The organism is Geothrix limicola (genome assembly GCF_030268085.1).
Lineage (GTDB): Bacteria > Acidobacteriota > Holophagae > Holophagales > Holophagaceae > Geothrix > Geothrix limicola.
Map to the genome: position 1 here is coordinate 164338 of NZ_BSDE01000007.1, position 24462 is coordinate 188799.

Sequence of the window (24462 nt, forward strand, 5' to 3'; positions counted from 1 at the left end):
CTTGATTTTCCGACGGGATGGATCAGTCCTCTTGGACCTGAAGATCTTGGCTGGGCCCGGCCTTGGGGAACCTCAGGGTGAAGGTGGTCCCCTGGCCGGGCATGGATTCCAGCGCGAGTTCTCCGCCCAGAAGGCCCATGAATTTCTGCACCAGGGTGAGCCCCAGGCCCGTGCCCCCGAATTTCCGGGTGGTGCTGTCATCGGCCTGCTCGAATTCGCGGAAGACCTTGGCCTGTTGCTCGAGTGTCATTCCGATCCCGTTGTCCTGGACGACGACGACGAGGTCCTCCGCTTCTGGCCAGGCCTTCAGCAGCACGTAGCCCTTGTCGGTGAACTTGGCCGAATTGCCCAGCAGGTTCGTCAGGATCTGGCGGAGGCGGACGGGGTCGGAGCAGATGCGTCCGGCGGCTTCATGGATATCGATCTCGAAGCGATTCCCGTTCTTCTCCACCAGGGGGCGGATGGTCGCATCGAGGTCATGCATGAAGGCATGCAACTCGATGTCCTGGAGTTCGAGGCGGAGGCGGCCCGCTTCGATCTTCGACAGGTCCAGGATGTCGTCGATGAGGCCCAGCAGATGTCTGCCGGCGCTCTGGATCTTGCGGGCGTCCTGCCGAAGTTCGCCCAGGGCGGGGTCCTTCATGTCCTCCTGCAGGATCTCCGAGTAGAGCAGGATGGCATTGAGGGGCGTGCGCAGTTCATGGCTCATGTTGGCCAGGAAGGCGCTCTTCGCCCGGGAGGCTGCGAGCGGGGCCGAGGTCTGGCGGGCCACTTCCTCCATGAGTTCGCGGTTGCGCTGTTCGAGGCGCGCCTGGCGGACCTTCACGAGCAGCACGATGAGACCGGCCAGGCCCAGCAGTCCCAGGCCCCGCACCCACCAGCGTTCCCACCATTCCGGGCGCACCCTGAAACGGAAGGTGGTCACCGGTCCCAGAACACCATGCGGGGTGAGGCCCCGCAGTTCCAGCACGTGCGGGCCCGCCTGCAGCCCGGCGTAACGAAGGTGGGGCGTGTCGAGCTTGATCCAGTCCGCATCCACGTCCGACAGCTTCGCGGCATAGGTGAGGGTGTCCTGGACCTGGTAGTTGGGAACCATGAAGCGGAGTTCGAGCTCGTTGTGCTTCCGGGTCAGTTCAGGGATCTGATCGAGCCCTTCGAGCTCCTTCCCGCCGGCCTGGGCGGAAAGGATCAGGGGGGCCCTCAGTTCCTGCCGCGGAGGGCTGGGCCGGGGGTCGTGGCTCATCAAGCCCGAGGGGGTTCCGATCCAGATGCGGCCGGGTTCCGCGAAGATGGCGCCCTGGTCGCACTCGGGGCTGACGAGGCGGTCTTCGGTGCCGAGAATGCGGAAGGTTTCTGGATGGTCTCCGTCCACATAGCCGAGTCCATGGGCGGTGCCGATCCAGATGCGGTCATCGGTTCCGAGGGCAACGCTGTAGAAGACCATGTTCGTTCCCGGCGGCGCGAGGTTGAGCACGGCCGTGCGGACGAGGCCGCCGTCCTTCAGCGCATGCACGGTGAGCGCCCCGGAATCCTTGTAGGCGATGACCACCTTCCCATCGGGCCGCGCGGCGGCCGTGAAGGGCAAATCCGTCAGGAGATCGGGCAGGCGCTTCCACTGTCCCGCCTTCCAGGTGGAAGCGGACTGGTCATGGAGGAGCAGGACACCGCCCCCCGGCAAGGCAAGCAGTCCCTTGACCCCCCGGGGCGGCAGACCCCCGATGGGCATGGACTCCCAGGACCATCCCGAGCCCGCACGGGTGCCCCGGACCACGCCGCCCTGGTCGTTGGCCAGCCATGGGTGCCCCTCGGCATCGATGGTCAGGGCTGCGGTGATGCGGGCCACCGGGAGTTTCTCGATCCGGATGCTCCGGCCCTTGAGGGTGCGCGTATCCATGACCTGGACGGTTCCGCCGGGGCTCCCCGCCGCCCAGAGGGTGTCGTCCTTCCCCAGGGCCAGGACGAGGAAACGACCCGGGACGGTGCGTTTGAATTTTCCCCCTGCCTCCACCCAGAGGCCCTTGTCCGTGGCCACCCAGAGGTGGCCCTGATGATCGCGGATCATCTGCCAGGTGGTGTCCTGGGGCAGCCCGTCCTGGGGGCCGTAGGTGCGCCAGTGCGTCTGGCCGAGCACGCGAAGCACACCCTTGTCGGTGCGCAGCCAGAACCCGCCGTCCTGGTCGACCATGCCGCCGCGGGCATCGTCCTGGGCGTGGCCGAAGCGTTCACGGTGGCTCCCGCGCACGCGCCACAGGCCGGCGGTGCTGTCCACCCACACCCAGCCCCGGGCATCCCGGCTCAGCCTCGAGATGTGGCTGTAGCCACCGGCCATGGGCAGGCCGACCCAGGTCCGCGGACCTTCGGCGGGTAGATGCCACAGGGTGCTGATGGTTCGCACCCAGAGATCGCGTTCGCCATCCACGGAAAGGTCGAGGAGGATCTCGCCCGGCGCGCAGGGCGGGGGGTCCTGCTTCACCCAACCCTGGGGCCGCCACCGCCAGATGGCGCGGGAGGTGATGGCCCAGGCGCCGGGCAGGGAGGGATCCGCAAACAAGTGGGCGGGCAGCTCCGGGTCGGGCCAGGGCATGGGCGCGATGAAGCCGTGGGAGGCATCCTCGACCCGCACACCCTGGGAGGTGAGCACCCAGAGGTGACCGTCCGCGTCCCGGGCCACTTCCTCCACCGATCCGCGCGGGATGCCTTCGGCTTCGCCCAGGCGATGCGAGCGGCCGTGGTCGATGCGGGCCAGGCCGCCATCGGTGGCCACCCAGACGGCGCCGTCCAGATCGACGAACAGGTGCTGCACGAATCCCGGGGGCAGGGGCCCGTTGAAGGGATTGAACTGGCGCCCGTCGAAGGTGCAAAGGCCTCCTTCGGTGCCGACCCACAGCTGCCCCGCATGATCCTGCACCAGGGCGGATACGACCTCGCTGCACAGGCCATGCTCGGTGCCGTAGCGCCGGACGGGGAAGGTCCCCGCGGACTCGGCCGCCAGGGGGAGGATGAGGCTTAGAACAGCCAGGGCACGCAGCAGCATCAAGACGTCTCTACCCCCTCTTCGGGTGGTTTGGGTCTGAACTCCACTATTCAGAGGAAAAAACCATGTCGGTCCCGGATCAGCCCACGGAATCCTCGATGGCCCGGCAGAGGTGGTCCGCCAGCAGGCGCCCTGTCCGGCCCAGGGGGCGCTCCCGGCGGGTGACGAGCTGGGGGGTGAAGGTGTAGCGGGAACCGCCCGCATAGCTGAGTTCCACCAGATCACCGGCGGCCAGCTCGGTCTCCACGAGGTAGAGGGGCATCCAGCCGAAGCCCAGGCCCATGCGCAGGGCCTGCTTCTTCAGCACGAAGCCCGAGAGGTAGAAGACCCGCTCTCCGCCGAACATGTGGCGATCATCCCCACGGTCGGAGGAATCCTGGACGGAGAGTTCCACGTGTTTCCGCAGGTCTTTGAGTTCGACTTCTCCGGAGGCGAGGGGGTGGCCCGACGCCGCGCACAGCACGCATTCCACCTCGGGCAGGGCGATGGCGCAGAGGCTCGGGCTGGGCTGGAAATCCTTGACGAGCATCAGGTCCGCCTCCTCCTTGTCGAAGCGGTACTGCACGCCCCGCAGGAACTCCACCTTCACCTGGATGCGGGTGGGCACCTGGTCGTCGGCGATGCGCTTGAGGGCCGTCATGATCGGCTCCAGGGGCAGGATGCCGTCGATGACCAGCGAAAGCCGGGGCTCCCAGCCGCTGGCGAACTGGTGGGCCAGATCCTCCAGGTGGCGGGCCCGGGTGAGGATGCGCTGTCCCTCCGCCAGCAGGGTCTCCCCGGCAGGCGTGAGGGCGGCCCGGTAGGCGCCGCGATCGAGCAGGGCGACACCCAGCGACTGCTCCAGCTTGCGCACCTGGTAGCTGACGGCGCTCTGGGCCTTGTTCAGCACCAGAGCCGCCTTGGCGAAGCCGCCTTCCTTCACCACTGCCTCAAGCGCCCGCAGGGCCTCCAGATCCAGGGTCATCGGCCATCTCCAAATCCTACTTCGCGAGCCTTTCGGAGATTCGCCCGCGCAGCGATTCGGGCACCAGTTCCGAAAGGTTGCCGCCCATGGTGCCGATCTCCCGGACCAGGCGGCTGCTCACGGCGCTGTACTTCTCCTTGGGCATGAGGAAGACGGTCTCCAGTTCCGGCGCCAGCTTGCGGTTCATGAGCGCCATCTGGAATTCGTATTCGAAATCGCTGAAGGCGCGCACGCCGCGGACGATGAACTGGGCGCCCTGGGATTTCGCGAAATCCACGAGCAGCCCGTGGAAGCTGGTGATTTCGATGCCCGGCCGGTCGCCCACGAGCTCGCGGAGCATGGACACGCGCTCGTCCACGCCGAAGGCGGGGGTCTTGGAGGGGTTGTGCAGAACGGCCACCACCAGGCGGTCCACGAGTTTTTCAGCCCGCTGGATGATGTCCCAGTGACCCAGGGTCACGGGATCGAAAGAGCCTGGGTAAATGGCCGTCCGCACAGGAGCTCCAAAAGTCGCCCTAGCCTAACGCATCGGAGCCGTCGCGGTCGTCACAGTGTTCGATCGGGCCCGGTTGAGAGTACAGTGGTCGCATGAGAACGAAGCAGGAACGGAGTTCCAGTCAGGCGGGGCAGGCCCCGCACGTGGTCCACCGCGTGGTCCACCGTGTGGTCCGGGGAGGTGCGGCATGAGCGGAACCCTGAGCGGAACCTTGAGCGTGGGCCTGCTCTTCGGCGGGGAATCCCCCGAGCACGAAGTCTCCATCGTGACGGCGCGGGCCATTTCGGAGCATCTGGATCCGGCGCGCTTCCAGGTGCGGCCCATGGGCATCGCGCGGAACGGCGTGTGGGTGGTGAATGGCGATCCCTTCGCGCGCCTGGCCGCCGGCGAGCTGCCGACGCGCAGCGAGCATCCCTTCCTCCCCCTGGAACGGGGCGCCGAGACGACGCCGCTGCCGGACCTCTTCTTCAACGCGCTGCACGGCGCCGGGGGCGAGGACGGGCAGATCCAGGGCTACCTGGAGCTGCTGCACCGGCCCTACACCGGCGCGGGCCTTCTGGCCATGGCCGCGGGCATGGACAAGTGGATCACCAAGCGCCTCTGGGAGTCCGAGGGGCTGCTCGTGGTGCCCTACGTGGGACTCACACAGGAACGCTGGAAGCGGGAGCAGGCCGTCTGTCTGGCGGAATGCGCCAAGCTGGGCCTGCCCCTCTTCGTGAAGCCCGCCAACCTGGGCAGCAGCATCGGCGTGGAGAAGGTGAAGCAGGCCGGGGACCTCGCGGCAGCCCTGGACCGGGCCTTCACTTTCGATCGGCGCGTGCTGGTGGAGCAGGGGTTGGATGTCCGCGAAATCGAGGTGGCGGTCCTGGGCGGCGACGAACCCCTGGTTTCGAGTCCCGGCGAAGTGATCGTGGCCGACGAGTTCTACACCTTCGAGGACAAGTACCTCCACGGCAAGAGCCGCACCGAGATCCCCGCCCAGATCCCCGAGGAGCTGGCGGACCTCGTCCGCAAGCTGGCGGCCAAGGCCTTCGCGGCCTCGGATGGTTACGGCATGGCCCGGGTGGATTTCTTCCTGGAGCGCCTGACGGGGAGGGTCTTCCTCAACGAGCTCAATTTCATCCCCGGTTTCACCAGCATCTCCATGTATCCCAAGATGATGGCCGCCAGCGGCGTGCCCTACGCCGAACTGCTGACGCGTCTCATCGATCTGGCCCTGGCCCGGCATGCCCAGATGGCCGCCAAGCAGAAGGGCTTCCAATCCGGCAGCAACTGGTTCCAGAACGCTTGAACCTCACGACATTTTTCATCAAGTCCGCCTAGGCGGCTGCCGATAGTTCCCCCATGGACGTTTTCGGCATTGCACTTTCCGGTCTCAGCGCCTCCAGCGCGGGGCTGGCCATGCAGGCCAACAACGTGGCCAACCAGCAGTCGGACGGATTCAAGGCCAAGCGCGTCGACCTGGTGGCTGAAGCCTCGGGGGGGGTGCGGGTGTCGGGTGCGTTCGAGGACCCGACGCCCGCCGGCCCCGGCGCGTCGAACGTGGACCTACCCACTGAAACCGTGCAGGGCATGGGTTTCGAACTGATGTACAAGGCCAACCTCAAGGTCCTCAAAACCGCCGATGAACTGGCGCAGGCGACCATGGATCTGAAGGCCTAGGGAGCGCATGGCCGCCCCGGTCCGCTGCCAATAGCAGGAGGACGCCGGACGGTTTCCTCGTAGACTGTTTCCATGCACTCACGCACCTGGCTCTCGGTCCTGTCGCTCCCCCTCGTGGCTGCCTTCACCATGCCGGTGATGCAGCAGGGCAACGCGCCCAAGCCCCAGTCCAAGGCGGGCGCCAAGGCTGTGCCCCAGGATCCCCTGGCGGGCCTGTCCGACATCCAGGACGTGCTGTCGCTCGTGCAGCAGAATTACGTGGACCCCCCCGACATGGACAAGGTGGTGTCGGGCGGCGTGCAGGCCGTGCTGGAGCGTTCGCACCCCCTCAACGCCTACCTGAGCGCCGAAGATCTCCGCCTGCCGGATCCGGGCCCCGCCGAAGCGGGGATGATCATCGTGAAACGGGGCATCTACGCCACGGTGGCCGCGGTGACACCGGGCGGGCCCGCAACCAAGGCGGGCATCCAGGCCGGTGATGTGATCCGCAAGGTGGACGGAGATTCCGTCGGCCGGCTCAGCGCCTGGGCCCTGGAGCGCAAGCTGCGCGGGCCCGATGGGTCGTCACTCGACCTCTACCGCTACAACGCCACGGGAGACCTCACCAAGACCACCGTGCAGCGCCAGCGCCTCACGCCAGGCGCGGTGGCCGTCAAGCACGGCCAGGGCGCGCTGATGGTTTCGCTGCCGGACCTGGATGCGGGGCGGGCCGAAGAGGTGAAGAAGGCGCTCGCGGCCGTGGATCACGGGGAGACCCTCGTGCTGGACCTGCGGCAATGCCAGAGGGGCGCCATGACTGAAGCTGCCGCCCTGGCCGGGGCTCTGGGCGCGAAAGGCGCCTTCGCCACCCTGCAGGAGGCGGGCAAGCCGGATCGCGAGATTCCGGTGTCGGGCCAGGGAACGCCTTTCGCGCACCTGGCGCTGTTGGTGGGACGTGCCACCCTGGGCGCGCCGGAAGTCCTGGCCTCCTGCCTCAAGAAGGGCGGCGCGAAGGTCCTGGGTGAGCGGACTCCGGGCCTGGGTGTCGAGCGCACGCGCTTCCTCCTGAAGCAGGGCGGGGCCGTGGAGCTGGTCTCCAAGCGCTGGGTGGGGCTCGGGGGCGAGAAGCTCGATCGCCAGGGAATCGTTCCCGATCAGGTGCTTCGCATGGCGGACACCGAAGATGCGCTGGCCCGAGTAATGACGGCCCTGGCGACTCCCGCCGTCAAGGCTGAGTCCCAGGCCTCGCATGGCATTCCCGTTCCCAAACTGGAAGTCCCGCCGCCGGTCAAGAAGCCCGACTGATGGCAGGAAGCAAAAAGAAACGCACCTCCACCCTGGCCCTGGTGGGCTGGGCCGTGCTCATGCTGGCCCTGGGCCTGGGCGCCGGGCTGGTGCTGGGCCAGCAGGGCTGCGGCAAGCGCGGCACCCCCGAAAAGCACGAGGCGCCCAAACCCGAACCCAGGAAGCCCGAGAAAAAAGGGACTGAGCCCAAGGCTAAGCCTCCGGCTGAGGCGGCCAAGCCCCAGAGTCCCGAGCCGGAACACCCACTGCCGCGCTTCGCCCTCGTCATCGACGACCTCGGCTACATGCAGCCGGAGCTGGTGACGCGGCTCTGCAGCCTGCCCGTGGCCTTCAGCGTGGCCGTGCTGCCCTACCAGGAGCACACGCGTGAAAGCGCGGAGATCGCGCATCGCCTGGGCAAGGAGGTGATGCTGCACCTGCCCATGGAACCTATCGGCTACCCGGCGCCGGGCCGCGATCCGGGGCCCAACGCCATCCTCTTCAACCTTCCTGAACCCGAGGTCCGTCGCCGCGTGCGGATGGCGCTGGATGAGATTCCATTCCGCGCGGGCGTGAACAACCACATGGGCAGCCGCATCACGCCGGACCGCACGCGCATGGGCTGGGTGCTGCAGGAGATCAAGGCGCGCAAATACTTCTTCGTGGACAGCCGCACGGAGAAGGACAGCGTGGCTTACGACGTGGCCGAGGAACTGCACGTGCCCTCAGTCCAGCGGCGCGTCTTCCTGGACGACGACAAAGCCTTCCCCGAGATGGAAAAGCAGTGGGAGCGGGCTCTCAAGCTGGCGGAGAAGGAGGGCTCGGTGCTCATCATCGGCCACATCTACCCCGAGACCGTGGAGGCCCTGGAAAAGCTGGTGCCCCGCACGAAGGGCCAGGTGCGCTTCGTGACCGCAGGGCAGCTGGTGAAATGAGGGCCCTCGCGCTGCTCGTCTGTGCGGTGATGGGCCAGGTCCACGCCCGGGCTCAGGACTGGACCGAAGCCGAAGTTGCGCGCGCCTTCGCGCCCAACGACTACGTGTTGTTGTGGGACCGCGGCGATCGCGTGACGCGATGGAGCCGCCATCTGAAGGCCACGGAGGCCTTCCAGCCGTGCTCAACCTTCAAGCTGCCCCACGCCCTGATCGCCCTCGAAGCGGGTGTCATCACGCTGCAAGAGAACCGGCGGCACTGCGATCCTCGCGAATGCCACGCCGACCATGGCGAGATCGACCTGGCGGGCGCCATCCGCGAATCCTGCCTGAGCTACTTCCGTCAGACGGCGCGGGCCCTCGGCCCCGACCGCATGGCCGCAGGATTGGCCAGGCTCGGATACCCCGCCACAGGGCCGCTTCAGCCCATCGACGGTTTCTGGATCACGGGCGAGATGAAGGTCACGGCCGAGCAGCAGCTTCGCTGGATCCGACGCTTCTACACCGAGGCGTTGCCCGTGAAACCCGAATACCTGGAGGCCGTGAGGGCCGCATCCCTGAAGCCCTCGAAGGGGGACTACGTCCTCCAGGGCAAGACGGGAAGCTCGGGCCACGGAGACGGCTGGTTCATCGGGCAGGTGACCCAGTACGGCGTTCCAGCCTGGGTGGTGATCCTGCTCAAGGGGGACCACGCGACGGGCATGGAGGGCGAACGTCGCCTGAAGGAATTCCTGTTACCGAAATCTCCGCTAGGATCAAAGTCCGGCGATGGTGTCCGCCCCAAAACCGCTCCTTGAGCTGATGGCGCCTGCGCGAAGGGAGGGCGTAGGCATGTTCGATTCGAGACAGCAGGTGGCGAGAACGTTCTGGGACATCGCCGCGGGTTCGGTGGTGGGCCTGATGTCGGGCGCCGCTTCGGCAGGCTTCATCTTCCTTCTCGGGCGCGCGATCCACCTTCGCGAGCAGCATCTCTGGCTGCTGGGCTGCCTGCCCCTGTTCGGCCTGGCCTCCGCCTGGCTCTACCACCGCTACGGCAAGGGGGCGGAGGGTGGCGGTGGCCTGATCATGGACGAGGTGCTCGAATTCAAGGGCCGCGTGCCGTCGCGCATGGCGCCCCTGGTGCTCATCGGCACGCTCCTTTCGCATCTGGGCGGAGCCTCCGTCGGCCGCGAAGGCACCGCCGTCCAGATGGGCGCCTCCCTGGCCCGCAGCTTCGGGAAGCTGCCCTGGGCCTGGTTGCGCCTGACCCAGTCGCGCCAGCGCCTGCTCCTCATGGCCGGCGTGTCGGCGGGCTTCGGATCGCTGTTCGGCACACCCGCGGCGGGTGCGGTGTTCGGCATGGAGGTCATCGCCATCGGCAAGATCCACTACGAGGGCCTCGTGATCTGCGGGGTGGCGAGCTTCGTGGGGGACTGGGCCTGCCGCGGTCTCGGCGCCCATCACGACCTCTATCCGGCCCTGTCCCTGCCCCTCACGCCCAGTCTGGGGCTGAAGCTCGCGCTCTTCGCGCTGCCGGTGGCCCTGGTGGCGGGCAGCTTCTCCGAGCTGTCGCACGGCCTGGCACGGTGGACGCGGGCCCGCTGGCCCGCCTGGTGGCTCCGCCCCCTGATCGGCGGCCTGGCCTTCATCGCGCTGACGGCCCTGTTTCGCAGCACGGATTACCTCAACCTGGGCACCGTGTGGCTGCCGCGCGTGTACCAGGGCGCTGGCGTGCCCGTCTGGGCCTTCGCGGCCAAGGTGGGCTTCACCGTGCTGTGCCTGGGCTTCGGCTTCAAGGGCGGGGAGGTGACGCCCCTGTTCGTCATCGGCTCCCTGCTGGGCGTGGCCCTGGCGCCCGTGTTCGGCCTGCCGCCGACCTTCCTGGCCACCATCGGCTTCATCGCGATGTTCGCCGCCGCGAGCAACACGCCCCTCGCCTCGACGCTCATGGGCATCGAGCTCTTTGGCGGCGCCTTCCTCGCACCCCTGGCCGTCACGAGCGCCCTGGCCTACGTGCTGGTGGGCCACCGCGGCATCTACGGCGGCCATCGCGTGGAAACGCCCAAACAGGCCTAGCAGGGCCTCAGGCGTGGGGTTCGCGGACCTTCCGGGCCTTGACGAGCACAAGGGTGGATCCCTCGGGCGTACGCTCCATGATGACTTCGTCCATCACCTGGCGCATGAAGAACACGCCGCGGCCACCGGGCTTGAGCAGGTTCTCGGGGAGGTTCGGATCGGGCAGGGCCTCCAGATCCACGCCGGGGCCACGGTCTTCGATGCGGATCTCGAAGCGGTCCACCCGGGGCGTGAAGGTCACCTTCACGGGCTTGTCCTTCTGCAGCTTGTTGCCATGGCGCATGGCATTGGCGATGCCTTCCTGGATGGCCAGCCACAAGCGCTCGCCGTCTTCCTGCGTGAAGCTGAGGTGCTTGAGGAACTCGGCCCCCACCACCTGGATCAGGTCGATGAAGCGCAGGTCCGTGTTGCACGTGAGGACGACGGGCAGAAGCGCGGGGTGGGCCATGGATGAAGAATCCCTTCCAGAGATCAAAAGAACCAAGCCCAAGGTACTTGGAATCCACCCCTTCGGGCCAGTGGTTTTGCCGCGGAGACGGCGTTGTGGGGGCCGGAGGTTGCGTGGCGTGGATCACAATTAAGAATACTTTGTCCTAAATATAGAAATTTATGGAACACTGCTTTTTGGCGAGGAAATCCGCCCTGAAGGAGGTTTCGATGAAGGCAAGATGGTGGCTGGTACTGCTGGTGCTCCTGGCAGGTTTCGGGGTGCTGGGGTTGGGCGGGCGGCAGATCGCCCAGAACGCGCCTCCGATTCCGCAACGCGTGGTTGCGGAGGATGGGACGGTCCTGGTGGGCCCGGGCCAGATCCTCGAAGGCCAGGTCAGCTATCTGGGCCACGGCGGCCAGCACATCGGTTCCATCTGGGGTCACGGGTCCTACCTGGCGCCGGACTGGACCGCCAAGGCGCTGCACCAGTGGGCCTCCCACACCCTTGACGGCGTGAAGGGGCAGGGCGGATCCCTGGCAGATGCCAAGGCCAATACTTTGTCTACATTTCAGAACTTCAGGTATGAATCATCCACCGGGACTCTGACCCTCGGCGCCGCTCAGGCGGCCGCCTACCTGAAGACCCGGGCGGAGCTGATGAAGATCGTGGTGGAGGGCGACAAGGGCGCCGCCATTCCGGCCCGCTGGATCCCCACCGTCCAGGAAGGCGAGCGCGTGGCGGACTTCTGGCTGTGGACGGCCTGGGCCGCCGCCGCGCGCCGTCCCGGCTCGGAGGTGAGCTTCACCCAGAACTGGCCTCAGGAGCCCCTGGTGGGCAACACCATCACGCCCATCAGCCACCTCTGGAGCATTCTCTCGATCATCCTGCTGATCCTGGGCGTGGGCCTGATGATCTGGCACCACGCGAAGCAGCCCGCGGAGGAATTCCCCGATCCCAAGGCCATCCCGGCGGCTCCGGCGACGCCCAGTCAGCGCTGGTCGGCCATCTACTTCGCCGTGGCCATGGCCCTCTTCCTCGTGCAGATCGGCATGGGCGTCCTGACGGCCCACGACGCCGTGGAAGGCAACGGCCTCTACGGTCTGGATCTCTCGCACATCCTGCCTTACGCAGCCTCCCGCACCTGGCACCTGCAGCTGGCCGTCTTCTGGATCGCCACCTGCTGGCTGGCGACGGGCCTCTACCTGGGCCCCAAGCTCAGCGCCAAGGAACCCAAGGGCCAGTGGCTCGGCGTGGCGGGCCTGCTCGCGGCGCTGGTGGTGGTGGTGGTCGGTGCGCTGGTCGGCGCCCACCAAGCCATCGTGGGCAAGCTGTCGGGCTCGTTCATGCTGGGCCATCAGGGCTATGAATACGTCGAACTGGGCCGCCTCTGGCAGATCCTGCTGACGGTCGGCATGGTCATCTGGCTGGTGCTGGTGCTGCGCGCGCTCATCCCTGCGCTGAAGGGCGAACGGGGCCGCCTGGGTCTGCTCAAGCTCTTCGTGCTGTCGGCCATCGCCATCCCGCTCTTCTACTCCGCGGGCTTCATGTACACCCGCGAGACCCACGTCGCCATGGCCGAATACTGGCGCTGGTGGGTGGTCCACCTCTGGGTGGAGGGCTTCTTCGAAGTCTTCGCCACCGTCGCCATCGCGCTGCTTTCCACGCGCATGGGCCTGCTGCGCGAGAGCACCGCGCTGCGCGCCGTGAGCACCTCCATGGGCCTCTTCCTCGGTAGCGGCGTCATCGGCACCTTCCATCACCTCTACTACACCGGTTCCCCCGCCTCGATTTCCGCCCTGGGCTCGGTGTTCAGTGCCCTTGAGATCGTGCCCCTCACCATCGTGGGCTTCGAGATCGTGCAGAGCCTCAAGGCCGGCCGCGCCATCGGCAGCGGCTACGAATGGCCCTTCAAGTTCTTCGCGGCGGTCTGCTTCTGGAACCTGCTGGGCGCCGGTGTCTTCGGCATGCTCATCAACCCGCCTTCCGTGCTCTACTTCGGCCAGGGCCTCAACACCACGCCCATCCACAGCCACGCCGCGCTCTTCGGGGTCTACGGCTTCCTCGCCATCTCGCTCATGCTCTTCGCCCTGCGCGGCATGACGCCGGACAAGGCCTGGGACGAGAAGTGGCTGAAGGTCGGCTTCTGGGGCCTGAACATCGGCCTGGTGCTCATGCTGGTGTTCTCGCTGATCCCCAGCGGCTTCTACCAGATGGCCCAGAGCCTCGAGCACGGCACCTGGTATGCCCGCAGCGCCGAGGTGGTGCAGTCACCCCTCATGCGCACCTTCACCTGGCTGCGCATGCCCGGTGACGTCCTCTTCGGCATCGGCGCCCTCGCCGTCATCCTCTTCACCTTCAAGGCCGTCATCGGCGCCTGGGGCTGGAGATCCGCCGAGGAAGCGCTTCCCGCCCGGGAAAGCGTGGACCAGGCTCCCGCCTTTGCGGTGGCCGAAGACTGATCCTGCAAGACTCTGACCAGGCCCCCGTTGCGAAACGGGGGCCTTGTTCTGTCTGCCCGTATTGCAGGGGACCAGCCAAAAGAACTAACCGGGCTACCCGCCATTCGGTCACGTTGACATCCAATCTCAAAAAATTAAGTTTGGGACCTCGCCTCATGGCGAGGCCTTCCAACCCCTCGCGGAGTGGAGCTCCGCTTGAATCAGGAGGTGGTCCATGTTGAAGTCCGCGTTTGTTTTCGTCCTGTCTATGGCAGCTTCGGCACCCGCGCTCTTGGCGATCTCCCCGGCCCCGATCCCGGTGGCCGATGGAGATGAAATGAAGACGATCTGCCCTGTCACGGGGAAGGCCATCCCTCCAGGGAAAGGCACCAAGGTCACGGTCCGGGGCCAGGAATATACCGTGATCGATAAGGCCGCCGCAGACAAACTTGCGGCGAACCCGGACCTTTTCCTGAACCCTGATGGGACGCCGAAGAACGCCGAGAAAAAGGAGCCGAAGCCCTACTAGCCACTGGCCACCAGTCAGGACCCTCAACCATTCGAAGCTGAGGCAATCCACGTGAACGAGGGAGGTCCCCATGCTCATGTCGGCATTCACAGCCGTAGTCGTTGTGGCATCCATCCCGGTTTCGGCTCCGACGCTTCCGCCGGCTCCGGCAGCGCCGCCGGGGATTCTGGCGATCCTGGGGAGCGAAGAATCCACGCATGTGTGCCCGGTCTGCGGGGGCATCATTCCTTTTGGCAAAGGCAGCAAGGTCGTGGTTCGAGGCCGCGAATACGCGGTGGATGACGGTGCCTGCGGTGAGGCCCTGGCCGCCAATCCGGACAAGTACCTGGACCCCGACGGCACTCCGAAAAACGCCAAAAAGAAGGATGGTGCCCCTCCTAGGTCCTTCGAACCTGGCCCAATCGCTCGGAGCGGCCCGGCCGAACGGCGAGGGGCCGATCCCCGGATGTCGGTCCCTCCAAATCCGCCAGGAGACCGCAGATGGGTCAGATGTAATCGTGGAATCTGAATGTCACGATAGGGATGGGCGTGGGGACGCCAACCGCTGGGCCCCGCGGGAGTCCCGAATTCATGCCCATCCCCTGCCTTCAACCGATCACAACAGGACGCCACCCCAGGACGGGGCCGAACCCGGCGAGGCCCCTTGCCTGAGCGTGCCCCCATCTCCAAGCTGCCCTTCCTCGGCGGCGGTACCCTCGGTGACACGCTGAAGGGGTCGGCCTTGGCGCAGGCCCTCGACGAGATGGCTGAGCGCAAGGCCTTCCTGATGGTGGCGACGCCCTACCTGTCCTTCCCGGCGCGCCTGCTGGCCTGGCAATCCGGAGAGGTGCGGCTGCGGGCGAACCAGACCCGGGAATTCCTGCTGAGGACCCTGCCGGACCAGGGGTTCCGCCTGCGCATCCCCTGGGGGCTGGGCATCGCGGCCGCATCCACGCGGCTGCTGGGCGTAGAGGAGGTCGAAGGCAGGCGGGTGCTTTGTGTGCAGGCCCCGGATCGCTTCGTGGAGGACGAGCCCCGACGGGCCTTTCGCGTGACCAAGACGGGCCAATCGAGGGCCGTCATCAATCCGGGCGGGGATCTCCTCCTGAGGGCCAACCTGGACAACCTCAGCGCCGTAGGGGCCTGCTTCTTCGTCACCGAGCCCATGCCGTCCGAAGGGCTCATCGTTAACCGCCCTCTCCGCCTTTCCATGGTGCTCGACCAGGGGCCCGCCCTGGATCTGGAGGGGCGCCTGGTCCACATGGACGGTCAGCTGCTGGGCGTGGCCTTCGAACCGCCACCCTCCACCGTCACGGCTGCTGCCCTCGAGGCCTGGCTTCAACCACGGGTGGAAGAAGCCCGGCGCCAATGGGAGAACCGCGCCGCCCTGCGGGCCATGGCCGAGCAGGCGGCCCGGCCCCGCAGCCAGCCCGAGGGCGCGCTGCTCCTGGCCCGGGATCCGGCCCTCCTCACCCAACTGGGGGACATCCTGGGCGAACGGCTGCCCATCCGCGCCTGTGGTCTCGCCCTGGCTCCGCTCAGGGAAGCCCTGGAAACGCCGCCCCAGGTGGTCATCGTGCCCTGGACCGGGGGCGGGGTGCAGGCCCGTCATACGCTCCGGAACCTGGCCGAGGCCTTCCCCGCCGGCACGCCCATCGTCGTGCTGGGTCTGGGGGGCGATTACGGCGGCCGAGAGCTGGCCCTGGAACTCAAACAGGCGACCTTCGTGGCCTGGCCCACGGCCCAGGGCGCCTTCTTCGCCCGGCTGCTGGAAGGGCTGATCCGCAGGGCCTGGGGAGCCTGAGGGTGGCCTCGTCTAGCCGCTGTTGCGCAGGCCCGCCGCGATGCCGTTGATGGACAGCAGGAGGCACCGTTCGATGCGCTCGTCGGTCTCTCCGGTGCGGAAGCGGCGCATCAGCTCCACCTGCAGATGGTTCATGGGGTCGAGGTAGGGGAACCGGTGCCGGATGGATCGCTGCAGGGAGGGGTTGTCCTCAAGCAGCTCGGCTTGACCCGTGATGGCCTTCAGAGCCTCGACGGAGGCTTCGCATTCCGACTGGATCCGACCGAAGATGCGGTGCCTCAGGTCGGGGTCGCCCACCAGGTCCGCGTAGCGCGAGGCGATGGCCAGATCCACCTTGGCCAGCACCATGTCCATGTTCGAAAGCAGGCTCTGGAAATAGGGCCACCGCGCGTGCATCTCCTTGAGCAGGGACAACCCCGCGTCGCCTCGCCTTTCCAAGAAAGACTGTACGGCCGAACCGAAGCCGTACCAGCCCGGCAGCATCACGCGGCATTGGCTCCAGCTGAACACCCAGGGGATCGCCCGCAGGTCCGTGATGCTGCGCCCGGCCTTCCGGCTGGCGGGCCTCGAGCCGATGTTGAGGCGGGCGATCTCGGCGATGGGCGTGGATTCCCAAAAGAACCGCTCGAAGCCTTCGGTTCCGTAGACGAGGTCGCGGTAGGCGCGGCAGGCCGCCTCGGATAAGTAATCCATGGCTTCGGTGAACCGGGGATCCGCGCCGGCATCCTGATGGACAGGCAGGCTTGCTTCTAGCGTGGCGGCCACCAACACTTCGAGGTTCCGGCGGGCCACGGCGGGGTGGCCGTACTTCGCGGCGATCACCTCGCCCTGCTCGGTGAGCCGGATCTGGCCATTCACGGCACCCGGGGGCTGGGCGAGGATGGCTTCGTAGGCGGGGCCGCCACCCCGCCCCACGGAACCGCCGCGCCCATGGAAGAGGCGCAGGCGGACACCATGATTCCGGGCGACCTCCACCAGCCGCAGTTCAGCCTTGTAGAGCTCCCAGCGGGAGGTGAGGAAGCCGCCGTCCTTGTTGCTGTCCGAGTAGCCGACCATCACTTCCTGGATGTCTCCCCGGCCCTGGAGCAGGCGCCGGTAGAGGGGCAAGCTGAACAGCGCGTCCATGATGTCGCCGGAGCGCTGAAGATCCTCGATGGTTTCGAAAAGGGGGATCAGATTGATGTCGAGGCGGCCTTCCGCGGGCCGGAGGAGCCCGGCCTCACGCAGCAGCACGGCGGCTTCCAGCAGGTCCGACACGCCTTCCGTATGGCTGATGATGCAGCTGGGCAGAGCCTCGACGCCCAGGCGCTGCTGCGCGTCGGCCGCCGCATGGAAGAGGGCCAGCTCCTGGCGGGTTTCATCGGTGTAGGTGAGATAGGGCGAGGCGAGGGGGCGCGGGCTTTCCAGTTCGGCGGCGAGGGCTGCGATGCGCCCGGATTCGTCGAGGGATCCGTAGGCCGAGCCGGGTCGCACAGCTTCGAGTAGCTCGGCCACCACGCGGCCCTGGACCTCGGAAGCCTGGCGCAGATCGATGGGCGCGAGATGGAAGCCGAAGACGGACACCGTGCGCCGCAGGTCCCGCAGGCGGCCCCGGGCGAGGCGGCGGCCCCCGTGATCGCGCAGGGACCGGTCCAGCACATCCAGGTCCGACTTCAGTTCGGCGGGGCTGCCGTAGGCGGCTTGGACCTCGGGCTTCGCGTCGCCTTCCGCACCCACCAGCTTCGTGCGGGTGGCCGATAGCCTCTGGAAGATCAGGCTGAGGGCGCGCCGGTAGGCCTCGTCCGCGCGCTGCGGGGCCTGGTCCGGGGCAGTCGCGGCCAGATCGAGCAGGTCCTGCGAGGCGCGGGAAACCTGGAGGCTGAGGGATAATTCCTCGCCGAGGGTCTGGGTCTCCTTCAGCAGGAAATCGAGGATGGTGCGCGACTGCATGCGCAGGGTTTGTCCGAGCACCTCTGCGGTGACGAAGGGATTGCCATCGCGATCTCCCCCGATCCAGCTGCCCACCTGGAAGAAGGGTGGCAGCTCGGCGTCGCCCCAGGCCGGATCGAGGCCGAGGCGGTCCTCCAGATCCGCATAGAGCGCCGGCACCTGGTGCAGGAAGGTGCGGCCGAAATAGGAAAGGGCGTTGGACACCTCGTCGGTGACCGCGGGGCGCTGGGGGCGCAACATGCGCGTCTGCCAGAGCAGCAGCACCTGGCGCTGCAGGTGCTCTTCGCGCAGGGCGGCCTCGCGCGGGGTCGAGGCGCTGCGATCGCGCTCGTCCAGCAGCCGCGCGATCTCCATCTGGGCGTTCAGGATGCTCTTGCGCTGCACCTCGGTGGGATGGGCGGTGAGCACCGGCCGCACCTGGGCGCCGGAGAAGAAGGCCCGCAGCCCCTTCGCGCCGAGCCCCGCCTCGGCGGAACGGGCCAGGGCGTGGCCCAGGGAACTGGGCCTGGGCGCGCTCTGCCCCATGCGGTGGGCGCGGGAACGGCGGATGTGGTGCTGGTCTTCCGCCAGGTTGGCGAGCTGGGAGAAGTAGCTGAAGGCGCGCACCACCAGCGTGGCGCGGCCCGGACTCAGGTCCTTCAGGATCGCGCGGAGCTCCTCGCCCGCCCCGGAATCCATGGCGCGGTGGAAGCGGACGCCGCTCTGGCGGATCCGTTCGATGAGCTGGAAGGTCTCCTCGCCCTCCTGCTCCCGCACGGTGTCGCCCAGCACCCGGCCCAGCAGCCGGATATCTTCCCTCAGGGGCAAGTCCTTGTCGGCGAGGGCGAGGTCCATGGGCGATTCCTTGATGAAGCAATGAAAGATCAAGCCTCCCGCCAGATTAAGGGAAATCGGGCATCGGAATCATGCCGATGTGGGTTCATGCGCCCGGATTCTTGCGGTGCGAACCGGGCACCAGGAGGAGAAGGTCTTGAAGGGCCGCTGCCCCTGGCAAAAGCCGATGTCTCCTTCTCGAAATTTCACATAAGCACGCCCAGCCGAAGGCCGTGCTTCAGAGACTGAACCGGTTCACGGCCTGGGAGAGATCTTCGGCGAGCCGGGAGAGTTCCATCGCGGTGCGGGAGACTTCGGCCACGGAGCTGGCCAGCTCCTGTGTGCCCCGGGAATTGACCGTGGTTTCGTCGGCCACGGCCAGCACCTGGTGGGCCGCCTCGGCACTGATGGCGGTCTGCTGATCGGTGGCCTGGCCGATGGCGGTGATCAGGTTCGAAATGCTATCGATCTGCGCCTTCATGTCCTGCACGGCTCCGGTGGCGGATTCCGTGGTTCGAAGGCCTTCTTGGACGGCTGAATCGCTGCGCTCGATCAAGGTGCTGATCTCCCGGGCGGCCGTGGCGGACCGCTCGGCCAGCTTGCGCACTTCTTCGGCCACCACGGCGAAGCCTTTGCCCTGGGCGCCAGCCTTGGCGGCCTCGATGGCCGCGTTCAGGGAAAGCAGGTTGGTCTGCCGGGCGATGTCCTGGATCAATCGCACCGCTTCCACCACTTCGTTGGTGGACGTCTGGATTTCATCCATGGCCTTGGCGATGGAGGCGCTGGCCTGTTCACCCAGCCTGGAAGCCTGGCTGGCACTGGTGACCCGGTGGCAGGCCTGCTGGACATGCCCGGACACCACAGTCACAGAGGAGGACAGGTCGGTGACCGCGGAACGGATGCGACCGGTGCTTTCCTGCACGTGCTGGGCCCCCTGGGCGATGCCGTGGGTGGTCCGGTTCATCTGTTCGGCCGAGGCGGAAAGCTGTGTGGCCCCGCTCGCCACGCGGTGGGATGCGTCCATCACGGAAACGAACACCTCCCTGAACCGGGCCAGGGCCTTGTCCGCGGCCTGGGCGACCCGCTGGAATTCGTCCCGGCTCTCCAGTTCGACGCGGGAGGTCAGGTCACTGTTCTCCAAGGTGGCCACCAGCTGCGTCAGGGTTTCGTTGACGGAACGGTGGAAGCCGATGAGGAGGTACCCGCAAAGGAGCAATCCGAAGAGGGCCACGCCGAGGGCAAGTGCCATGCCCTGGGCCTTCACCTGGATCCGGGCGTCCAGCAGGTGGTTCAGGCAGGGGATGGTTTCTTTGAAGAAAGCAGCATTCGATTCGAAGGCCGCTCCAGCTATGCGATGGAGATCCGCCACTGAAGCCGTGGCCGGCGCCTTGAGGACCTGCTTCTCCAGGAACTCCGTGAACTCGGCCATGGCCTTGGTGGCGGCTGAGAAGGAAGGGCCCAGAAGCCTGGCCGATTCGGAATTGCTGAACCCTTTGGAGGGATTGAGGTCATCCTCCATGCCGGTTTGGTTGGTGCGAAGGGAGCCGAGGAGGATGGTGAGCCGCGTGGTTTCTTCTGCGGCAATGGCTTTCCGGGAGAGGATGCCTTCCGCGAGGGCCTGGCACTGGGCGATGGCGTCGCCCTGCTGGAGCTGCTTGAGAAGCGCCAGGTCCATGATGTAGAAGCTGTCCAGCTGAGGGTCGAGGATCAGTCCCGAAGTGTCGCCGACCTTTGATACGGCGCCGAGCACCAGGTTGTTCATGGGTTCCAGGGCCGCCGGATCCAGTCGAGAGCCCCCCTTCTTCCAGGAGGTGACACCTTCCGACCAGGTGGTACCCATGGCGAGGGCCGGGCCCAGCTTGGCATCGACGCCATCCATCCGATTCAGGGCCGATTCGAGAGGCCCGGATCCGACCCCGCCCGAACGCAGGCGGGCGAGGGCCTCGGATACGGCACCCAAGGCCTTCAGATAATCGCTGCCCAGGCGTTCCTGCCGCGCCGAGGCAAGGTCGGCGTTGAGCGTCGTAACCATGCTGAAGGTATTCCATCCCAGGGCGAGGAACACGACCACACTCACGGCGAGGAATTTCCCCCGGAAACGGAGGCGATGCATGAGGGTCGTAGCTGGTCCGAACAGGTTCATGGAACCCCCTTCACAGGCCCTATCAGGGAAATCCGTTGGACAGATTTTTTTTGATCGGGAGATGGGGCTTCCGGGTGAAATCCGGAGACCTTTCGGACTGGCATCCGCGCCTGGGAAAGCGGTGTCTTCCAGGTTAGGTCGACCGCCAGAGGTGAAAAGGGCTCACCTGTCGGGGAGGGGTGTTGAACCCGGGAAGCGCAGGGTGAAGCGGCTCCCCTGGCCGGTTTCGCTGTGCACCTCGATTTCCGCGCCGTGGGCCCGGGCGATGCCCTGGACCATGGCGAGCCCCAGGCCCGAGCCCCGGTCCGGGCCCTTGGTGGTGAAGAAGGGCGTGAACAGCTGATCCTTCACGTCCGGCGGGATGCCTTCCCCGCCATCCATGACGGCCAGGTAGGGCCGGCCGTCCGAGCCCTTTCCGGCTTCGAGGCGGAGAGGCCCGCCGCGGGGCATGGCGTCCCGTCCGTTGACGGCCAGGTTGAGCAGAACCTGCTCGAGCTGGAGCCGGTCCCCATGGATCCAGACGGGGTCCTGGGGCGGCACGACCTGGAGGGTCACCTGGGCGCCCAGCAGGGGTTCCAGCAGCGATCCCGATTCCCTGAGCAGGGCTCCCAGTTCGATGGGGCCGGGATCTTCCTCCACGGGCCTCCCGATGGTCAGGAGGGCGCGCAGGAATCCTCGGCCGCGCCGGAGCGCGGAGGAGGCCAGGTCCAGGCTCCGCGTACGGAGATCTTCCGGGAGGCTCGGATCCTGGGCCATCTCCAGATTGGCGCCGACGGCAGAAAGCAGGTTGCCGAGATCATGGGCCACCCCGGCGGCGAGGGTGCCGATCATTTCGCGGCGCTGGGCCACGCGCAGGTGGCCTTCCAGGCTCGATCGCTCCTCGAGGGCGAGGGAGGCCACCCGCAGGGTCTTGGCGAGGTTCTGGACTTCGGCGATGGGGGTTTCGGGGCTGACGATGACGTGGCCTTCCACGAGGGCTTCCGCCTGGGCGGCCAGCCTTTCCAGGGGTTCGGCGATCTGGCGGCTGCTCCAGGCCATGCGCCACGCCAGGAAAGCCAGGGCGCCCAGGCTGAGGACCAGGGTGGCCAGGGCCACCCTCCGGGGTTCACGAAGCAGATCCTCTTCGGGAATGGCGGCGAGGATCTCCCAGTCCAGGCCCCCGTCCAGCCTGAATCGGCGCCGCTGCACGAGGAAGGTTTCCCGCCCCACCTTGATCTGGGGCCAGGAGCCGGCGCGGTCGGCGCGTTCGACCCGGTGGACCGCCGCGGGAATGGGGTGCCGCAGGGGATCCAGGGGCTCGGGCTTCAGGGCGCGGGAGTGGTCAGGCGGCGAGGGTGACCCCTCCTGTTCCGGGGGGACGAGCAGGCGACCATCCCCATCCAGGACGGCGAGCCGTGTGCCTTCCGTGGGCTTGGCCTCCCTCAACCAGGGCTGGATGTCGCCCAGCACCAGGTCCACGCCCAGTACGCCGAGCGGCCGGTCTCCCTGGGACACGGGGATGGTGTAGGTGAATCCGAAGCCGACCTTGCCCAGAAAGGGATAGGGCGGCGTCCAACTGCCCCGGGTCTCCTTCAGGCCCTGCAGGACCCAGGGACGCAACCTCCAGTCCGGTGGTGCCGCCGGATCCGGCTCGGTCCGGATCAGGCGGCCCTGCTCGTCCCACAGGTGGATCAGGCGCTGCGGAAGACCACCCTCGACGTGGGTTCCACGGGTGATCCACAAGTTCTGATACTCGGCTTCGGGGGTGTTGGCGGCGGAGGCCTGGCCATCCGGCAGCACGAAGGTCAGGTTCGACAGGCCGGGGCGGCTGCGCAGCTCGGCCAGCAGCTGTTGTTCCCCCGCGAGCGTATCCATGGGCGCCAGCTGGCCCAGCCGGCCCATCTGGGCGAGGGCCTCGCCGGTGCGGACGGCCTCGTTGAGGCTGCGCTTCAGCCGCCGCTCGACATCACTCAATCCCATCTCGGCCCGAGTCTTGGCTTGGGAAATCATGATGGCCCGGGCTCCGGACCAACCCACCCCGGCCAGCCCCAGCCCTCCCAGGCCCACGATCAATAGGCTTTCTCGAAGCAGCAGGCGGCGGAGCGGGAGCGGATCCATGGCAACCTTCCTCGCTTCGGCAGGAAGGAGGGGACCTATGAGGAACGCCTTTGGGATCGGATCTCCGGCCGAGATCCGTGCACCCGTGCGGACCTGGAGGTATGATGAATAACCTGACCAACCAGGTCAGGATTGTGGGGCTGCCATGAAGGTGATCGTCGCCAAGACCGCTGGGTTCTGCTGGGGCGTCAAGCGCGCCATGGACGCGGTCCTGGAGGCCTCGGTGCGCAACGACGGGCGCACGGTGCAGACGCTGGGTCCGCTCATCCACAATCCCCAGGCCCTCGACCTCATCGGCAAGCGAGGCGTGGCCGTGGCCGAGGCGCCGGACAAGGTGCAGAACGGCACGGTGGTGATCCGCGCCCACGGTATTCCCATCCAGGATCTGCGCGGCCTGAAGGAGCGCCAGGCCAAGGGCGAGCTGAAGATCGTCAACGCCACCTGTCCCGAGGTGGCCAAGGTCCATAACAAGATCAAGAAATGGAGCCCCAAGGGCTATTTCACCGTGATCCTGGGCAGCCACGGCCACGCCGAAAGCGTGGCCCACCGCAGCTTCGCGGACAGCGGCTCGGTCATCGTGTCGAACATGGCCGAAGCCGAGGCGCTCACCGACGAGCAACTGAAGAAGGTGCTGGTGGTGGCCCAGACCACCTTCACCGTGAAGGACTACCACGCGATCACGGACTACATCCGCACCCGCGCGGGCGATGCGGTCTTCGAGAACACCATCTGCGAAGACACCTGGATGCGCCAGGACGAGGCCAAGGAGCTGGCGCGGACGGTGGACACGGTGATCGTCGTGGGCGGCAAGGCCTCCAGCAACACGAAACATCTGGCCGAACTGGCCCACCACTACGGCAAGCCCGTGCAGTACGTCGAAACCGCCGCGGAACTCGATCTCAGTGGGTTCACGGGGAAGGAGACCGTGGGCGTGCTCGCGGGCGCCTCCACCCCGACTTGGCTGGTGGACGAGGTGGTGGACGTGATGGAGCAGCTGGGCGACGGCCCCAGCCGCTGGCGCAGCTTCATGCAGGCGGCCTTCGGCAGTTCCTCGCTGATGGCCGTCGGCGCGGGCCTGATGACCCTGGGCGTGCACCGCTGGCTGGGCCTGCCCCTGGGCTGGCGCTATCCCACCCTGACGGCGACCTACGTGCTGGCCATGTTCCTGCTCAGCCCCTTCCTCGATCCTCTCGGACTCGGTGCGAAAGGGCCCGCCCGGGCGCGCTTCCTCGAGCGCAATCAGCGCGTGCTCATCGCCTCGGCCGTGACGGCCCTCATGCTCATGCTCGTGCTGGCCATCAGCCTCGGCGCGAAGGTCGTGGCGGTCGTCGCCGGCGCCTCGCTGGTGGGCGTGGCCTACAAGCGGCGCTTCCAGGTGGGTGGCCGCGGCTGGGGCCTGAGGCAGATTCCGGGATCCAAGGACGTGGTGGTGGCGCTGGCCCTGGCCACGGTGGCCGTCATCACGCCCGTGTGGCAGGAGGGCCGGGTCTGGGATCTGCGCACCTTCGCAGCCATCTTCCTGGTGGGTGTGCTGGCCTTCGTCCGCACCGTGATCTACGAGATCCACGACATGCAGAACGATCAGATCGTGGGCAAGGAGACCCTGCCCATCCTGATGGGCAAGCGGGCCACCAAGGGCGTGCTGCTCGCCCTCTTGGGCACCCTCCTGGCGGGCACCCTCTGGCTCACCTTCCAAAGCCGCGGGCAGGGGCATCCCATGATCGTGGCCCTCGTGCTGGTGATCTGTGCCGCCTACCCGGTGCTCTACCTCTGGCTGTACCACGAGCGCTTCACCACCGGGAGGACCCGGTTCGAACTCAGCGTGGATTTCAGCTTCTACCTGGTGGGTCTGCTGGCCCTGCTTTGATCCGCGCAGCTGTGGAAAGATGGCTGC

17 protein-coding genes and 1 riboswitch are annotated in these 24462 nt (G+C 67.1%); of the genes, 10 read left to right on the top strand and 7 right to left on the bottom strand.

What is annotated here, in order from left to right:
• Positions 1-22: 22 nt before the first annotated feature.
• The 3 genes from QSJ34_RS16145 to coaD all read right to left on the bottom strand — a co-directional run bounded on the left by QSJ34_RS16145 (position 23) and on the right by coaD (position 4494).
• Positions 23-3034, bottom strand: a complete 3012-nt coding sequence (locus QSJ34_RS16145; protein ID WP_285577297.1) for a sensor histidine kinase — start codon at positions 3032-3034, stop codon at positions 23-25.
• Positions 3035-3113: 79 nt separating this feature from the next.
• On the bottom strand, positions 3114-3998 hold the full coding sequence (locus tag QSJ34_RS16150; RefSeq protein WP_285577170.1) for a LysR family transcriptional regulator: 885 nt from the start codon (positions 3996-3998) through the stop codon (positions 3114-3116).
• 16 nt (positions 3999-4014) lie between these two features.
• A complete protein-coding gene (coaD, locus tag QSJ34_RS16155; RefSeq protein WP_285577172.1) occupies positions 4015-4494 on the bottom strand; it encodes a pantetheine-phosphate adenylyltransferase in 480 nt (159 codons plus the stop codon).
• Positions 4495-4681: 187 nt separating this feature from the next.
• Here coaD and QSJ34_RS16160 point away from each other — a divergent pair, with 187 nt between their 5' ends.
• The 6 genes from QSJ34_RS16160 (at position 4682) to QSJ34_RS16180 (ending at position 10406) form a co-directional block, all read left to right on the top strand.
• Positions 4682-5785: a D-alanine--D-alanine ligase family protein gene (locus tag QSJ34_RS16160; RefSeq protein ID WP_285577174.1), complete on the top strand. Its 1104-nt coding sequence runs from the start codon at positions 4682-4684 to the stop codon at positions 5783-5785.
• Between the two features lie 53 nt (positions 5786-5838).
• Positions 5839-6156, top strand: coding sequence for a flagellar basal body rod C-terminal domain-containing protein (locus QSJ34_RS16165; protein ID WP_285577176.1), 318 nt, complete (start codon positions 5839-5841; stop codon positions 6154-6156).
• A 72-nt stretch (positions 6157-6228) separates the two neighbouring features.
• A complete protein-coding gene (locus QSJ34_RS16170; RefSeq protein WP_285577178.1) occupies positions 6229-7440 on the top strand; it encodes a S41 family peptidase in 1212 nt (403 codons plus the stop codon).
• Entirely contained in the window at positions 7440-8354 is a 915-nt protein-coding gene (locus tag QSJ34_RS16175; RefSeq protein WP_285577181.1) for a divergent polysaccharide deacetylase family protein, read from the top strand. The genes QSJ34_RS16170 and QSJ34_RS16175 overlap by 1 nt, the downstream gene beginning before the upstream one ends.
• Positions 8355-8383: 29 nt before the next feature.
• Positions 8384-9148, top strand: a complete 765-nt coding sequence (locus tag QSJ34_RS18595) for a penicillin-binding transpeptidase domain-containing protein (protein WP_420798869.1) — start codon at positions 8384-8386, stop codon at positions 9146-9148.
• A riboswitch (Fluoride riboswitch) is annotated at positions 9107-9169 on the top strand. It overlaps the preceding gene by 42 nt.
• A 13-nt stretch (positions 9170-9182) precedes the next feature.
• Positions 9183-10406, top strand: a complete 1224-nt coding sequence (locus QSJ34_RS16180) for a chloride channel protein (RefSeq protein ID WP_285577183.1) — start codon at positions 9183-9185, stop codon at positions 10404-10406.
• A 7-nt stretch (positions 10407-10413) separates the two neighbouring features.
• On the opposite strand, the gene QSJ34_RS16185 is transcribed toward QSJ34_RS16180, so the two are convergent.
• Positions 10414-10854, bottom strand: a complete 441-nt coding sequence (locus QSJ34_RS16185) for an ATP-binding protein (protein WP_285577184.1) — start codon at positions 10852-10854, stop codon at positions 10414-10416.
• Positions 10855-11063: 209 nt separating this feature from the next.
• Here QSJ34_RS16185 and QSJ34_RS16190 point away from each other — a divergent pair, with 209 nt between their 5' ends.
• From QSJ34_RS16190 to QSJ34_RS16200, 3 genes are all read left to right on the top strand, one after another.
• Positions 11064-13295: a nitric-oxide reductase large subunit gene (locus QSJ34_RS16190; protein WP_285577187.1), complete on the top strand. Its 2232-nt coding sequence runs from the start codon at positions 11064-11066 to the stop codon at positions 13293-13295.
• A 214-nt stretch (positions 13296-13509) separates the two neighbouring features.
• Positions 13510-13803 carry a hypothetical protein gene (locus tag QSJ34_RS16195; protein ID WP_285577189.1) on the top strand — a complete coding sequence of 98 codons (294 nt, stop codon included), beginning with the start codon at positions 13510-13512 and terminating at the stop codon, positions 13801-13803.
• A gap of 643 nt (positions 13804-14446) precedes the next feature.
• A complete protein-coding gene (locus QSJ34_RS16200; RefSeq protein WP_285577191.1) occupies positions 14447-15586 on the top strand; it encodes a PilZ domain-containing protein in 1140 nt (379 codons plus the stop codon).
• 12 nt (positions 15587-15598) lie between these two features.
• On the opposite strand, the gene ppc is transcribed toward QSJ34_RS16200, so the two are convergent.
• From ppc to QSJ34_RS16215, 3 genes are all read right to left on the bottom strand, one after another.
• Positions 15599-18349 (bottom strand): phosphoenolpyruvate carboxylase, encoded by a 2751-nt coding sequence (gene ppc, locus QSJ34_RS16205; protein ID WP_285577193.1) that lies wholly within the window; start codon positions 18347-18349, stop codon positions 15599-15601.
• 217 nt (positions 18350-18566) lie between these two features.
• Positions 18567-20471 carry a methyl-accepting chemotaxis protein gene (locus tag QSJ34_RS16210; RefSeq protein WP_285577195.1) on the bottom strand — a complete coding sequence of 635 codons (1905 nt, stop codon included), beginning with the start codon at positions 20469-20471 and terminating at the stop codon, positions 18567-18569.
• Positions 20472-20633: 162 nt separating this feature from the next.
• Positions 20634-22568 (bottom strand): sensor histidine kinase, encoded by a 1935-nt coding sequence (locus QSJ34_RS16215; RefSeq protein WP_285577197.1) that lies wholly within the window; start codon positions 22566-22568, stop codon positions 20634-20636.
• A gap of 145 nt (positions 22569-22713) precedes the next feature.
• Here QSJ34_RS16215 and ispH point away from each other — a divergent pair, with 145 nt between their 5' ends.
• A complete protein-coding gene (gene ispH, locus QSJ34_RS16220; RefSeq protein ID WP_285577199.1) occupies positions 22714-24435 on the top strand; it encodes a 4-hydroxy-3-methylbut-2-enyl diphosphate reductase in 1722 nt (573 codons plus the stop codon).
• Positions 24436-24462: the final 27 nt, after the last annotated feature.

What these genes read in the sequence shown, in the direction of transcription:
- QSJ34_RS16145 (WP_285577297.1), bottom strand. Translation starts at nt 3,034, where the DNA reads ATGCTGCTGCGTGCCCTGGCTGTTCTAAGCCTCATCCTCCCCCTGGCG.
- ppc (WP_285577193.1), bottom strand. Translation starts at nt 18,349, where the DNA reads ATGGACCTCGCCCTCGCCGACAAGGACTTGCCCCTGAGGGAAGATATC.
- QSJ34_RS16210 (WP_285577195.1), bottom strand. Translation starts at nt 20,471, where the DNA reads ATGAACCTGTTCGGACCAGCTACGACCCTCATGCATCGCCTCCGTTTC.
- ispH (WP_285577199.1), top strand. Translation starts at nt 22,714, where the DNA reads ATGAAGGTGATCGTCGCCAAGACCGCTGGGTTCTGCTGGGGCGTCAAG.
- QSJ34_RS16215 (WP_285577197.1), bottom strand. Translation starts at nt 22,568, where the DNA reads ATGGATCCGCTCCCGCTCCGCCGCCTGCTGCTTCGAGAAAGCCTATTG.
- QSJ34_RS16175 (WP_285577181.1), top strand. Translation starts at nt 7,440, where the DNA reads ATGGCAGGAAGCAAAAAGAAACGCACCTCCACCCTGGCCCTGGTGGGC.
- QSJ34_RS16170 (WP_285577178.1), top strand. Translation starts at nt 6,229, where the DNA reads ATGCACTCACGCACCTGGCTCTCGGTCCTGTCGCTCCCCCTCGTGGCT.
- QSJ34_RS16190 (WP_285577187.1), top strand. Translation starts at nt 11,064, where the DNA reads ATGAAGGCAAGATGGTGGCTGGTACTGCTGGTGCTCCTGGCAGGTTTC.
- QSJ34_RS16185 (WP_285577184.1), bottom strand. Translation starts at nt 10,854, where the DNA reads ATGGCCCACCCCGCGCTTCTGCCCGTCGTCCTCACGTGCAACACGGAC.
- QSJ34_RS18595 (WP_420798869.1), top strand. Translation starts at nt 8,384, where the DNA reads ATGGGCCAGGTCCACGCCCGGGCTCAGGACTGGACCGAAGCCGAAGTT.
- QSJ34_RS16165 (WP_285577176.1), top strand. Translation starts at nt 5,839, where the DNA reads ATGGACGTTTTCGGCATTGCACTTTCCGGTCTCAGCGCCTCCAGCGCG.
- QSJ34_RS16150 (WP_285577170.1), bottom strand. Translation starts at nt 3,998, where the DNA reads ATGACCCTGGATCTGGAGGCCCTGCGGGCGCTTGAGGCAGTGGTGAAG.
- QSJ34_RS16180 (WP_285577183.1), top strand. Translation starts at nt 9,183, where the DNA reads ATGTTCGATTCGAGACAGCAGGTGGCGAGAACGTTCTGGGACATCGCC.
- QSJ34_RS16195 (WP_285577189.1), top strand. Translation starts at nt 13,510, where the DNA reads ATGTTGAAGTCCGCGTTTGTTTTCGTCCTGTCTATGGCAGCTTCGGCA.
- QSJ34_RS16160 (WP_285577174.1), top strand. Translation starts at nt 4,682, where the DNA reads ATGAGCGGAACCCTGAGCGGAACCTTGAGCGTGGGCCTGCTCTTCGGC.